At 50.3% G+C, this 13,567-nt stretch carries 12 protein-coding genes; 3 read left to right on the forward strand and 9 right to left on the reverse strand.

Translation table 11 applies throughout. The features are described 5' to 3' along the window. Nucleotides 1-67: 67 nt before the first annotated feature. The gene (locus LWL52_RS06230) at nt 68-1,567 is read right to left on the reverse strand and encodes an alpha-amylase family glycosyl hydrolase (RefSeq protein WP_242917976.1); all 1,500 of its coding nucleotides are present in this window, start codon (nt 1,565-1,567) and stop codon (nt 68-70) included. A 396-nt stretch (nt 1,568-1,963) separates the two neighbouring features. On the opposite strand from LWL52_RS06230, the gene LWL52_RS06235 reads away from it, so the two are divergent. After that, nucleotides 1,964-2,902, forward strand: coding sequence for a DUF808 domain-containing protein (locus LWL52_RS06235; RefSeq protein ID WP_242917978.1), 939 nt, complete (start codon nt 1,964-1,966; stop codon nt 2,900-2,902). Between the two features lie 124 nt (nt 2,903-3,026). On the opposite strand, the gene LWL52_RS06240 is transcribed toward LWL52_RS06235, so the two are convergent. Next, entirely contained in the window at nt 3,027-3,398 is a 372-nt protein-coding gene (locus tag LWL52_RS06240; RefSeq protein WP_242917980.1) for a hypothetical protein, read from the reverse strand. Continuing rightward, complete coding sequence (locus LWL52_RS06245) at nt 3,371-3,667, reverse strand: hypothetical protein (protein ID WP_242917982.1); 297 nt, start codon at nt 3,665-3,667, stop codon at nt 3,371-3,373. Before LWL52_RS06245 ends, LWL52_RS06240 begins: the two co-directional genes overlap by 28 nt. A 348-nt stretch (nt 3,668-4,015) precedes the next feature. Here LWL52_RS06245 and LWL52_RS06250 point away from each other — a divergent pair, with 348 nt between their 5' ends. Continuing rightward, nucleotides 4,016-4,693: a site-2 protease family protein gene (locus tag LWL52_RS06250; RefSeq protein WP_242917983.1), complete on the forward strand. Its 678-nt coding sequence runs from the start codon at nt 4,016-4,018 to the stop codon at nt 4,691-4,693. A gap of 31 nt (nt 4,694-4,724) precedes the next feature. Here the strand turns inward: LWL52_RS06250 and LWL52_RS06255 are convergent, their stop codons facing one another. The 6 genes from LWL52_RS06255 to LWL52_RS06275 form a co-directional block, all read right to left on the reverse strand. Beyond that, on the reverse strand, nt 4,725-5,603 hold the full coding sequence (locus LWL52_RS06255) for a universal stress protein (RefSeq protein WP_242917985.1): 879 nt from the start codon (nt 5,601-5,603) through the stop codon (nt 4,725-4,727). Continuing rightward, nucleotides 5,600-7,273 (reverse strand): BCCT family transporter, encoded by a 1,674-nt coding sequence (locus tag LWL52_RS06260; protein ID WP_242917987.1) that lies wholly within the window; start codon nt 7,271-7,273, stop codon nt 5,600-5,602. Before LWL52_RS06260 ends, LWL52_RS06255 begins: the two co-directional genes overlap by 4 nt. A 17-nt stretch (nt 7,274-7,290) precedes the next feature. Then, the gene (locus LWL52_RS06265; protein ID WP_242917989.1) at nt 7,291-8,439 is read right to left on the reverse strand and encodes a porin; all 1,149 of its coding nucleotides are present in this window, start codon (nt 8,437-8,439) and stop codon (nt 7,291-7,293) included. Nucleotides 8,440-8,762: 323 nt separating this feature from the next. Continuing rightward, complete coding sequence (locus LWL52_RS06270; protein WP_242917991.1) at nt 8,763-10,538, reverse strand: SulP family inorganic anion transporter; 1,776 nt, start codon at nt 10,536-10,538, stop codon at nt 8,763-8,765. Between the two features lie 177 nt (nt 10,539-10,715). Next, on the reverse strand, nt 10,716-10,838 hold the full coding sequence (locus LWL52_RS20510) for a hypothetical protein (protein ID WP_255748576.1): 123 nt from the start codon (nt 10,836-10,838) through the stop codon (nt 10,716-10,718). Between the two features lie 323 nt (nt 10,839-11,161). Next, entirely contained in the window at nt 11,162-12,454 is a 1,293-nt protein-coding gene (locus LWL52_RS06275) for a hypothetical protein (RefSeq protein ID WP_242917993.1), read from the reverse strand. Nucleotides 12,455-13,188: 734 nt separating this feature from the next. Here LWL52_RS06275 and LWL52_RS06280 point away from each other — a divergent pair. Then, on the forward strand, nt 13,189-13,563 hold the full coding sequence (locus LWL52_RS06280) for a MarR family winged helix-turn-helix transcriptional regulator (protein WP_242917995.1): 375 nt from the start codon (nt 13,189-13,191) through the stop codon (nt 13,561-13,563). Nucleotides 13,564-13,567 lie beyond the last annotated feature (4 nt).

The following is a 13,567-nucleotide window of genomic DNA, read 5'->3' on the forward strand; positions in this document are numbered from 1 at the left end:
CACTTACGCGGAAAAACTTTCTAACGGAAGCGCATACTATACCTGCCCCGGATAAGCCTGCCTTACTTTATAAGGCTTCTAATCGGAACACGTTGCTTTTCCAGGGAGCCATCGCAACGTATAAGCCGGGTTCAACCATCTGGCTCCCGTTCCGGAAGTAGGCTTCTGCTGATAACAGATCCTGCAGGTGCCATTCCTTTTCGCGCAGGTCGGGTAAGGGTACCTGTACAAGCGCCTGGGCCGGTTCCGGGCTGTAGTTGATGACAACGAGGTAGCGCGCTTCTTCTTTCACCCAGCACCAGGCCAGCACCTGGGTATAAGTAGTATTATCAGGCCAACCGCTCCTTTCGCAAACAACCCACTGCCCGGTACGAAAGACATCCTGCCCAACTGCTTGTAGCAGGCGCTTATAAAAGGCATGTAGGTCCGAATCGGTAAGCTCCTCCGGACGGCGGCCCAGGAACACGGGCAAGCGCACATTGCGCCCCTCCAACTGCCCCTCGTGCAGTAGTTTTGCTCCTGGCAGGGTAAGCATCAGGGTAGCAGCCGCATAGCCTTTGCCATCTGCAAAAGTGCTGGCAGCCCGCGGTTCATCATGGTTTTCGATAAAGCGCACACTTTTATCCTGAAAGAAACGATTTCCCAGCAGGTGCTGGCGCACGCTATCGGCGTTCTGATGTGCCATCCGGTCATACAGCCTTTTATCATAGCAAAAGTCGAAACCCAATTGGAGCAGCTCCCGCTCCAGGTCCCAGTACGCTTCAGCTATAAATATAAAATCCGGCTGTAAGGCCTTCACGGCCCTGATGACCGCCCAGAATTCCTCCGGCGGCTCCGGGCCGGCACGGTCTGGCCAGGTACGCATGAAAATGTGGTTGAGAACAAGCATCGCCATATCGCAGCGGACGCCGTCACATTGCGACGTAATAGTTAGGAGCGTTTCGAACGCTGCCTGCCGCAGGCCGGTATGGAAGGCGTTAAGCTGGACCACATCCGGCCATGCCGGGAAGTAGGGATCACGCCCACGGGCAAATACCTTTCCATTCTTCGCTATGTAGGAAGCAGGATCGTTTCTGGCATCGTCCGGGGTGCCCTGCACAAAGTAGGCCGGGTGTTCGGTTAACCAGGGATGGTCCGGCGCCACATGGTTGGGCACAAAATCAAGTATCAGCCGGATGCCCCGGTCCCGAAGCATCCGGCGGGCTGTAGCAAGGCCGGCCGAGCCACCGAGTTTTGCATCTACCTCGTAGCGGCGCACGCAGTAAGGCGACCCGGCAATATCTTTCAGGTCAAAGCCGGGCAACGCGCGTTTAAAATCGGCTAGTAGCTGCGTATTGTGTCTGGCAATTTCAATGCCGGCGGGGCTCCTTTCCCAAACGCCCATCAGCCACACGGCATCAAACTTTAATGCAGCGATCTCGTCCCATACTTCCGAAGGAATGGTGGCCAGTTGGATGGTTCGATTATACTTGCTGCTGAGTTCCGTTAGCCATACCAAGGTATTGATCTCATAGATAACAGGATGCGCAGGCCAGGGGGACATTGCTTCTTCGTGCTGTTTTGCCATAGTTGCCGGATTACCGTTTACTGATCTGTACTGTTGCTTTGTTATACTTCCCTGGTTGCTTTCACTCTGCTTGCAGTTTTTAGAAGAAAACGAAGGGCGCTCCTCACAAGGTTATAGGAAAGGGCTAACAAGTTGACATACGGTTTCCGGAACCAAGGTTTTATACCTACTTTTCAGGCCTTTGATTAAAACTGCCGGGCACTTAGGTTGTGATCCGGCTGCTTTCACGTAACTTTAAGCTGGTAAAAACGATAAAAGCTGCTCCTGTAGCTTTTAATCAAGCATAGTAGTGCCTGCAGTAAAGTACTGCAGAATTCATTGCCCAAAGGGGCGCTATGAATTTGTGAAGCACGATGGAATGAAAATGAAATGAATCTCAACCCTAAAAAATAACGAATGGCGTCAGGACTTCTCGCTCTTTTAGATGATGTGGCAGCTTTAGTAAAAGTAAGTGCGGCAAGCCTTGATGATGTGCCCACGCAGGTGGCCAAAACAACAACCAAAGTGTCCGGTGTTGTGATCGATGATACAGCCGTAACGCCCAAGTATGTTGTCGGCCTCGACCCCTCCCGCGAGCTTTCCATTATTTACCAGATCGCTAAGAAATCACTCATAAACAAGGTCGTTTTTTTAGGACCAGCAATACTAGTTTTGGGTTTTTTTATCCCTTGGATCATCGATCCGCTTTTAATGCTGGGTGGTGCTTTTTTATGTTTTGAGGGTTATGAGAAAGTACACTCCATGTTTAGCAAGCACGATGAAGCGCACAGCAAACCAGAAGCAGAAATGGCGCAGATTACACCAGAGGAACTGGAGAAAGAGCGTGTAACAAGTGCAGTTCGCACCGACTTTATACTTTCTGCTGAAATAATCACGATAACCTACTATACAGTAGCTGACAAACCTTTGCTGAACCAGATCGTCGTGATGCTCGCTGTAGCTGTTTTCATAACGATAGCAGTTTATGGATTTGTTGGGTTAATTGTTAAAGCCGATGATATAGGGCTACATATGGCGCAGGAAAAATTCCGCCCAGCCATCCGTAAATTTGGCAGGAGCCTTGTAAAGTTTATGCCTGCTTTTTTATCTATACTAGGCTATGTTGGTACTGTCGCCATGTTATGGGTGGGTGCCGAAATTATTGCACATCGAATTCCTTTTTTAGGCCACAGACTGGAGGCGTTGGAACACGCCCTGGCCGATGTGCCCGTGCTTGCCTGGTTTGCCAAAGTAATTGTTAGTGCTGTGGGAGGTGTGATATTGGGCTTCTTTATTGAGAAAGTGGTGACACTGGTGCGCAGCTTGTTTAAAGGTTCTGCTAAAGAGAGTCATTAACTTATCAACCTGTTTTAACAACGCTTCCGTGATACTGTAAACCTGGAGCGTGTAGCGGCTGTTGGAGCCTGATGCGCCTGGCCACTTTGGAACAGAATCACGAGAGGTACACTGTAGCCGCCGCTTACCTGTTCAGGAAGCGGTAGAAGATCATTCCGCCAGCGGCGTAGAGCGCTGCGTCTACCCAGTCGCCGGTATATCGGGGCAGGAACCTGGGGAAGAAAACTTCGAAGGCCAGCGAAAAATAGAGCACTGTAAAAGCCACGTGGTACCAGCAGAGCCGCAGCTGAGCGCCGTAAAAGTAGCGCAGCACAAATAAGGTAATAGTGAGAACGAGCGGCAGACATAGCAGATCATCCAGGTAATGCTGCATCCACTCAGGCCTGGGCAAGGCCAGCCAGCGCCAGCTCCGATGCCCCAGGTAAATGGCTGCCAGCGCCCAAAACAGAGGACTAAGGGTGCGCCAACTTAGCCGGCCAGCAAGGCGATGAGCCATAGTATAAGCGAGATAATAGACGCAAAGGCAATCTGGAATCCCAGCCCGATTCGTTTGTAGAACCTGGTAAACCAGGGCTCATCCGGGTTAATTTGGATGAATTCAATGGAGAAGCGCTTTTCCTCTTCTTCCTTGCGTTCCTGCCGCGCTTGCAGCCGGGCAACGGCAACGGGGTCAAGTATACTTTGGCAATGTTCGCAGCGGTCAGCGGGGTTCTGGGTCCAGCGCGACCACTGTCCGCAGTGAGGGCATTTTTTGCTGGCGTTCATAGGAATGAAAATTAGCTTTCCACAATGGCAAACTGCTGCCATGCATAATAGTATAACAGCTTACATAAAACTTCACGGACTGAAATAAAGTAGCCCGCTCCGTTAAGCTCCTGCAAAGATAACGATCATCGGCCGGGCAAGACAGGTTTTTAACAGAAAAGACATACGCCGGGTTTTCCTATGGAATAATGTCCGGGAGTTAGCCGGCAAGCTACGCGGATCAGCTGTCGTTATGCACAGCCAGGGAAAACAAACAGGTCCGATATCTATTATTTTCACCAGGGATAACTCAAAATATACGCTCTGTAAACCACCACTCCCTACTGGCTTGCCGTAACAAGTAGAATCATGTTTGGCATAGACGACATCCCGAAGTTCATCCTGGCCTTTTTTCTTGTGCTTCCAGTCATATCTTTTCTGCACGAAGCAGGGCATGTGTTTTTTGCCTGGCTGATGGGCGGCAAGAACATCAAAGTAACCGTTGGCACCGGCGATGTGCTTTTCCGCCTGGGCATGCTGGAAGTACGGAAATACTATTTCTGGTACGGCCTCTGCTCATTCGATAACCTGAAGCATAACCAGCGTTTCCCCCACATTTTTATTTTCTCAGGAGGAGTGCTGTTCAACGCGATATCAGCCCTTGCTGTGATGTACCTGGTGGAAGCAGGAACAGTGGAGGCAAGTATGCTTACCTACCAGTTCACATACTTCTCGATGTATTACATCTTCTTTGCGCTGCTACCCATGCCTTATCCGGACGGCAGCTACAGCGACGGAAAAGTTATACTTGACCTGATTCGTCACAAGCCCCACCTTGCTGAACGTATTTACCGCATACAATGGAACAAAATAAAAGAGGAGTGGCAAGTGCTGGATAACAAAACGATCGTGGAGACCTTTAAAGAGGAGGATAAAGCCCTTGCCCGGGCGCACCAATTAGCAAAAGACAACCGCCCGAGCCGCTTGCTTCATACCCTGCATGGCAAAGAGATGGAGGTTTCTAATTATCCCAAGGTGCCTTTATAAAACAAGCTGTTCATGCTTCATTCACTACCTGCTACTTCCTGATTTCCCCGTCGGCGTATACCAGCCACAGCGGTACGTCAATGTCTGAGTTGTATACTTCGGTAGGCACGCTGCCCAGGCTTAGTGCCGGCAGGGCGTTGTTCCCTCTCAAGCCAAGTACCAACAGGTCGTGGTGCCCCTTTTCCAGGTGCAGGGCAATGCGTTCGGCAATGCTTTTGTTGGCCGCGCGCACCAGCGTATAAGGCACACCGGCAATCTCCGGATGGCGCTTCTGCAGGTCGGCGAATTTTCCTCTTACCACTTCCACTGCTTTCCGAACCGCTTCTTCTTCCGATATGAGCGGAAAAAACTGTGTTGGCAACCGGTATACGTGCAGGATCTCCAGCGCTAGCCCCAGCTGGTCCGAGAGCGTTTTGCTGAGCCGGAGCGCATGTAGCGAAGTATCTGAAAAGTCGATCGGCACAAGTACTTTCCGGATGTTGAAACTGGCTGTTTCGGGGCAGACCAACACGCTGCAGGGAAGTATACGCAGTAATTTTGTGCCTTGCGCGCCGGTTCTATTTCCGCTCATGGTCTTACCCAATAGTGTCAGCTTTATGCGATAGCGCCGCACCAGGTCGGCCAGTATTACCTCAGTGTTGGGCTCCTGGCTAATCAGTATTTCGTAATCGGTGATGTTATCGAATTGCTCTGCTACTATATCGTCGATATTCCCTTCTACCTCTTTACTCAGATCCAGATCTCCCAGCATTTCCCGAAAATCATCAGCCAGTTCGTAGAGTTTGATGTTGTGTACGAAGTATACTTTCTGAACCTGCAGGCGTTCGCAGACGGAGCGGGAGAAGGCAACGAGTTTTTCGTCCAGGTCGGTCAGATCGAGACAGACCATCATGGCATCTATTGGGATCATAGCTCATCTGGGTTTGGTGATTTGGGTAAAATTGGAGTGTCTTTTATACTTTCAGCTGTTCTGGCGTCCTGTTTCCGGGCCCGTTTGGCCAGCATTTCGGCTAAAAGTTGCTGGTACGCCTTGCGCTGTTGAGCCTTTCCGAGCCTTTCTTCCTCATCGGCCTCTTCGCTCAGGCCACGGTACAGGCTGATGCACATCAGCAAAAGTATAATGGCAAAGGGCAGGCCCGTGATGATGACAGCAGTTTGAAGCGCCTGCAGGCCGCCGCCGATCAGTAGCACTGCCGCGATAGCGCCGCCTGCCAACGCCCAGAAAATACGTATGCCGACCGGTGGATTGAGCTTGCCGCCGGAGGTCAGGCTCACCACTACCAGCGAACCGGAGTCGGAAGAAGTGACAAAGAAGCCTGCTACAAGTATAACGCCGATCACGGAAAGCGTGGTGGAGAAAGGCAGCTGCTCAAAGAACACGAACAAGGCGGTGGACATATCGGCTGCGACGGCATTTGCAATGGTGGGATCGCCGGCCAGGGTGTATCGCAGGGCAGTGCTGCCAAAGGCCGTCATCCACAGGAAGCAGAGCAGGGAGGGGGCGATGAGCACGCCAAGTATAAATTCCTTGATGGTTCGCCCTTTGGAAACCCGGGCAATAAAAATGCCCACAAACGGCGCCCAGGAAATCCACCAGGCCCAGTAAAACACCGTCCAGGAACCTTGCCAGTTTCGGGTGGAGTAGGCCTCGTTCCAGAACGAGAGCTGCATGAAGTTGCCGATGTAGGAACCGGTGTTCTGCACGTAGGAGCCAAGTATAAAAACAGTCGGACCCAGCACCATCACGGCCACCAGTATAAACAGCGCCACCCGGATGTTCCATTCGCTCAGGATTCGCACCCCTTTGTCTACCCCTGTTACGACCGATATTGTTGCAATGCCGGTAATCACAATTATAAGAATGATTTGGGTGGTGATATCGTTCACAATGGCGGGAAATACGTGGTGTAACCCAGCGCCTACCTGTTGCACACCCAGCCCCAGCGAAGTGGCTAGTCCGAAAAGCGTCGCGATCACAGCCAGAATATCGATCACATGCCCCACCACGCCATGGATGCGCTCTCCCAGAAAAGGGTAGAAGGCTGAACGCACGGTAAGTGGCAGCTGCCGGTTATAGGTAAAGAAGGCCAGTGCCAATGCTACCAGCGCATAAATAGCCCAGGCATGCAGCCCCCAATGCAGGAACGTGAAGTTCATGGCCTGCCGGGCGGCGGCAGGTGTGCCGGGCTCCCCCAGCGGAGGCGTCTGGAAGTGGTTGATCGGCTCAGCAATGCTCCAGAACAGCAGGCCTATGCCCATACCGGCGCTAAAGAGCATGGCAAACCAGGCCGAGGTGGTGAACTCCGGTTTGGCATCTTTGCCACCCAATCTTATTTTGCCAAACCGGCTGAAAGCCATGTACAGGCAGTACGCTACAAAGATGTTAACGCTGAGGATGAACAGCCAGCCCATGCTGGATGTAATGGCTGCCTGGGTGGCGCTGAAAAACTCCTCCGCATCCTTCCTGAAAATAAGTACAAGGGCAATGCTTACTACCAGGAACACGATGGATGACCAGAACACAGGGCCGTTTACATCCAGACCAAACGATTTCTTTGTATCACTTTTTATTTTACTCATGCATCGGGTTTTTATGGTTAGAAATAGTACCCCATGTTAATGTTGAAGCGCATGTGCCATCTGGTGTCGCCGGGTGTGCCTGCAGCCAGGGCATTCGTCCATTCGGGGCCCAGCCAGGGGTGATTGTATCCGAAAGCAGCGTCGGTGTAGATATACATGGGGCCGGCGGTAAAGAGCGCACCAAGTACATTCATATGGGCATTTTCGTAACTGTTGATACGCTTGTTGTAAAAGCCGTAGTTGTTGTAAACATCTATACTTTGTACGAGGCGGGTTTGCAAAGGAATATGGTAGGCGATACTTGCCGTATAAATTTCTCCTTTGTTGGCTACGTTGTAGTTGGCCCCGTAAGCGCCCATTTCCAGAAAGTTTAGGTTAGCTTCGGCAGGATACTTAGGTTGAAAACGGTAGAGCATGGCTTGCAGCTTGATGTTCCAGGGGCTGTGGTCGGTTTTGTACTCATAGTGCAGGGCCCCGGCGTAGCGGGTGCCGTTTTGCCCTGTGTCGAGGTTGTAGAGCAGCCCGCCCTGCAGCGAAACCCCCAGTTCATGGGCCAGGCTATCTCCCAGGCGCCCTATTACTTTAAAGTCGAGCTGGTTGTTTTCCTTGTTTCGCCCGGTTACATCGTAAGAATAGCGGTTGGGGCTGGGGTCAGTCAACGCAAAGACAAATTCCTCCGCGCTTTTATAGTAGGCCGCCTGCCACTGCCAGCGGCCGGTGTCGTGAATATACTTTACCCCCATGTCATGGTCGTCCTCAAAGCCAACATAATAGGTAATGTTAAAGAACCAGTTGTTGGAGTTGTATTGCTGAATACCAAAGGGCACCTGATTCAGCCCGACCTGTAGCTGCGATTTCTCTGAAAAATCATACTGGAACCACGCTTGTTTTAGGAATGAGCCGCCGAAAGCCTGGGAGTAGTGGCGGAACTCTGCGTTGAGCTTGATGCCTTTGTAGGCGGATTCTACATTGATGCGGAACATGTCAAAGCCAAAATCACCGCCACGGTCCAATTGGTCCTGCTTCCAGGTAGAGAGATTATAGTTAAAGCGCACGGCACCACCCAGCTTCAGGTAGGGCTTCTCCTCCGGCTTCGCTTCGGGGGCTTGTGCCTGGCATATACTACTGATCAGGAGAAGAATCGCGGAGATATATAATCTTACCATAAAAAGCAGCACAAAAATTAAAGTAATCCCTTATTAGGTTGGACGGTTCTATAGCAGAAACGTTGCTCAAAAGGGATGAGTGTGATCATTGGTACATAGGCCCGAAAGGTGCTAAAGACTTGATAAAGAAAGATAAAGGGTTAACGGGCTAAACTTCTGTAATTGGCAGGTTACATCCTGGTAAAGGAGGTCTTGCTACAGGAAGCGGCCTATTTTTATACTTGTAACCGTGCCTTGGTTTGCCGTCTGAACACCTAAAAGGAAATCTACCTGGTAAGAGTAGGGGATACGATATTGCCAGAAAGCAATGGTCGTTAAAAGGATTAGTGAGCAGCGGGTTCTTCTTCGTCTTCCAGCAGCCAGGCTTCTGCATCCACCACCGCATTATGCGTGGAGAGCCCAAGCTCAGGCGACACCTTAAAGGCTTTTACCGGCCCGTTGATGCGCAATTTGTAGGAGTGCTTCACCTCTCTGTATACTTCATCACTAACTCCTGTCAGGTAGAGTTTGCCCTTCACATCCTGCAACATGGCAGCATAGCTGGCTAGCACCGAAATCAGGGTAGCGCCCAGATGCGTGCGGCCTCGCAGGCGCAGTATCACCACGGGGTTCTGGACATTTCCTGGTTTGGGTAACAGATGCTCTAATGTGCGGGCCCCGGCATAGAATAAATTGCCATACACATTGAGTACGGTTACCTGGTTCCCTTTCAGGGTTTTGGGTGGCTTGTGCTCTTCTATTTTACCATCTTCCCGCTTGCGGAGCTCCACCAGCGATATTTCGGTGGAGGTACGTGTAATAAATAGAAAGGCAGAAAGAAGTACGCCGATGCCTACCGCAGTAGGTATAGGTAAGACCAGGGTCGCTCCGAAAGTAACCCCTCCAGCCAGCAACGAAGGCCATGATTTCCAGCCCGAATTCCAGGTAGAAGCAATATCAGAAAGCTTGATGCTCCGGGTGCCGGCCAGGATGAGCATGGCGCCCAGCGAAGGCATGGCCGTATGCGCCACAATACCCGAAAACACAACAACGATCAGGGCCATTGCCAGCCCCGAAAGAATGACGGACCACCTGGTTTGTGCCCTGGCCAGCACATTAACAGCCGTGGTGCCTAGAGATCCCCCTACCGGAAGGCCCTGAAAGAAACCGCAGGCAATATTAGCAGCTCCCTGCGCTACAAAATCCCGGGAGGTGCTGGTAGCCGTCCCATTTTTGTTAGGCACATTCTGGCTTACCCCCGCCCCTTGTATGAGAATGACGATGGCTACCGCCAACGCCCCGGTTATGATCTCGATGCTGATAGCGGAAAACGGCGGCACAAGCAGGCTAGGAAAACCGCCGGTAATGTCGCCGACATCCTGCACGACTTTTACTTCTTCCAGCCCAGCAAAAAAAACGATAATTGACGGAATGGCGATGGCAATTAAAGCAAAGAACTTTTTAAGCGGGGTTTTCTGCAGGAAGATTGCCAGCAGAATGGTTAAGGCAGCCATACTTACCGAAGCTAAATGCACCTGGTTGATATGCCTGAACAGGTTAAAGGTCCGGATGATGCTGTTACTCCCTTCCGGGGAATAGCCGGTAGCCGTAGGGAGCTGGCTCATCACTAATAAGACTGAAATGCCGGTCAGAAAACCTGTCATCACCGAAAAGGAAACAAACCGGGTCAAGCGCCCCATCTTCAAGAGCCCCATGATAACCTGGAAAACACCAATGAGCACCACCAGCAGAAAAAATACCTTCCCGCGCTCTTCCGCCGGCAAGCTACCGATGGTCTGGCCCGCCATGATGGCCGAAGCACTCGTGGCGGTGATCATCATCAAATGGGTACTGGAAAAAAGTCCGCCAACCAACGGGCCCGATATACAGGCATATAGGCCGTAGATAGGGCTAACGCCTGCCAACAGGCCGTTCGCCATACCATCCGGCAGACTGCTGACAGCAGTTGTCAGCGCGGCAATGCCATCCTGCTGTAGCTTGTTGCGCGGCGGTACTTTCCGGGCTGCATTTTGTACCGCATCACGCAGCACCGAAAGCCCGGGCAGGTGAAACTCCTCGTCTGGCGTCGTTGCTTTTTCCTCAGTAGTAACTTCTGGCATTGTTTATACTTTTAGGGGGACCTGCTATTTCTTACTTGTGTTCCCGACTGAGAATCGTAGGAGGGAGGCAGCGTATAGACCTTGCCCCGATACCGGCATTAAGTTCTGTCATTGGTTTCTGCACAGGTTCAACTGATATTTTTGCCAGTAGTTTGTTTACTTTCCATAGCTGATGTTTTATTTGGTGATTTCTTGCAGGGTATAGGCCAGGCCCGCAGAAAGCATGCTGAGCACCAAGAATACCGGTACAACGATGTTGAGAAACTTTGGCAGCATACTCTCCATTCCGTTCAGAACCATGATTTTAAAGCTTCTCAGACGATAATCCAGGCGATCTGCGCGAGCATCTGCCCTTGCTATACTTCCGATAGGTTATTGAAATAAACCACTTTAAGATTAACGTATAGGTATGCTGCGAGTTGATGCAAAGCTATGTTGATGTGCCTTAGCAAATGCTTCCTGGCATTAACATAACAAAGGAGGAGACTGAAAGTAGCAAAAGCACTGAAGCGAACTCTTGGATCAACAGCTAGCCAGGAGGTGAGTTGTAGTGGACTGCCAGCTATCAAACCAAAAGCCTCTTAGCATTAACTAAGAGGCTTTTGGTTTATATATAAATGCTTTTAAAGTGATTTCAGATATTCTTCCAGATTGCTCTTTTCTGCTGCAGTCAGGTGCAATAACATATGCTCATCGTAATGATCGATCACGTCAGCAAGCGTCGCATACCTGCCATCGTGATAAAAGCCTCCTTTCGCTCTTGTAAATAGCCCGCCTAAAGGCGTAGTCCGGTATTTGCCAGTGGGAGATCGCATCGCGGCAAAATCATCTATACCTAGTTCTTCAGCCGTATGAAGCACATTATCAGCCAGCAAGGGAGGGATGTGGCACGAGGCGCATTTTGCTTTCGTTAAAAATAAGGCTTTTCCCTTACCTGCTTTCTGGTGATCGTAACTACCGGTCGGAGGTTTAGGCGCAGGGAGTGAATGCTGATAAGCACGCAAAGCCGCTAATTTGGGCGTGATCAGATCCGGACTATGCATCACATTGTAAAACTGATTTTCAACAGCAATCTGGTACTTTTCGGGGTCATTTAAACGGGGATCTGAAAAATTACCCTTGCCATGCATCTCCAGATTGGCAACAAACGAATTCCAGTACGTGATGTCTCCCCACCCGGTGTATGTTGTCAGCTCGATTCCTTTTAATCCGAAGGCAGCAGGAAGTAAATTGGCGGCTACTTTTCCATCCGGGCGCAGGGCTTTACCATCCACAAACAGAACAGCATCATATTTGCCGGGTCCCCACTTGCTCAGCACTGATCTGAGCGTTCCTTCGTCTACATGCAGCATATCGGCTATGGGCTTCGCATTATCGGTAAGCGAAATAATGGCTCCTACATTCAGGTCCCGGTTAGGCCAGCCGTCAAGCCGCTTTCCAATGCCAGGAGCAAAAGAGTTATCGACGGTCGAATGGCAGGAGGCACATGTAATACCTATCGCTTTGATATTCCCACTTTCATCCAGGATTCCCTTAACACCAACTACCGCATTGAGTTTAACAAGTGCAAGTGTGGTAGCCGGATCATTGAGATCGATGGTGCCGGATTTTATGCCTGCAACTACTTCCGCCGGCAGGGCGTCCGCATCTACTTTTAACCCCACCGCCAAGGCCGTTGCAGGACTAACGCCTGCTCCAAACCCCCCGTTTTTTTCACCGGCTATGGCTTTATCCAGGTGCAGCAGGCCACTCCAGAAATCCTCGTCCCCAAAGGTATCATACCGAAAGATTTCTTTCCCCTGGACTTCTTCTCCTATAGGAACCGGAGTATCCGAATCTTTAGAGCACTGTACAAAAGCGATGGAACCGGTAAATAAAATGGACGCCAAAACAAGCCCAGTCATTTTGTTTTTCATAAGCGTATTTTTTAATGGTTTATAATCCTGTTCCGGGATAAATCCGGTTTAGCTGCTTGTTTTATCATGAAATCCGATCTTGTACTCCTCCCATATTTCCCGTTCCACTATCCTGTGGGAAGGACGTTTGGAGCGCTGATTACCCGGGTGATCGATCAGGTAGTGGTCAAGCTGTTTGAATGCTGTGCAGCCATACCCTTCCCTGATGCTAGGTATCTGCTTTTGTATTAGATGTTTAGGACAGGGAATGGTTACAAATGATCGTTGCAAATTTTCCCTTTTTTTGTGACAGGAAATTTATTGCAATAGTATAGCGCTAGCTTAGTGCAAGAGGCTTAACAAGAGCCACTTGCAGCAGGAGAAGAGGAGGGGCAGCCAAACAGCCTGAACATCATTATCTATTGCCTTACAAAGTCGGAGTGGTTATACTTAACAGCGGGAGGACAAGTATGGCAGCGGCACGTAAAACGGAATAAGGCTATTGGTAGCGGCCGGGCAGCACAACAGTAGTGGGAGAGGGCTTTGAAAAATTAATTCCTTTAGTAAAGAGGAGTGTAAATGAGAAGGAGTTTACCTATTTTAGGAAAATAGAAACAATTTCAAAAATAAGTTTGTTGTTTAACTATTATACCTTTAACTTTGCAGCCCAATAAAAGATGACGCCTAACCAAAACGCAAATTTCGCAAACTTCCTGCACGAGTTATCCAAAGTAACATCGGCTATGAAGGGGTTTATGCGTCAAAAATTTAAGGCGTATGACGTTAATATTACCTTTGAAATGCTGGAGGTGCTCCGGTTTTTGTGGAAGAAGGACGGCATCAACCAACAGGAAATAGCCGATGCGATCCTCAAAGACAAAGCCAGCCTGACTTACCTGCTCGATAACCTGGTACGCCGCAAACTGGTGCAGCGCACAGAAGACAGCCGGGACCGCCGTAACAAGATCATCACCTTAACCAAAGAAGGCCAGCAAATGAAGGACCTGATCCTGCCCTGGATCACGGAGATGTATGAGATTGCCGGCCGGGAAATACCCAACGAACTGATTGGCAGCGGGCTGCTCTTGTTCGAATCGATCTACCGGAATTTCGAGCAGCAGCATAAATAAAAAT

The sequence above is a fragment of the Pontibacter liquoris genome (assembly GCF_022758235.1).
GTDB classification, from domain to species: Bacteria; Bacteroidota; Bacteroidia; order Cytophagales; family Hymenobacteraceae; genus Pontibacter; species Pontibacter liquoris.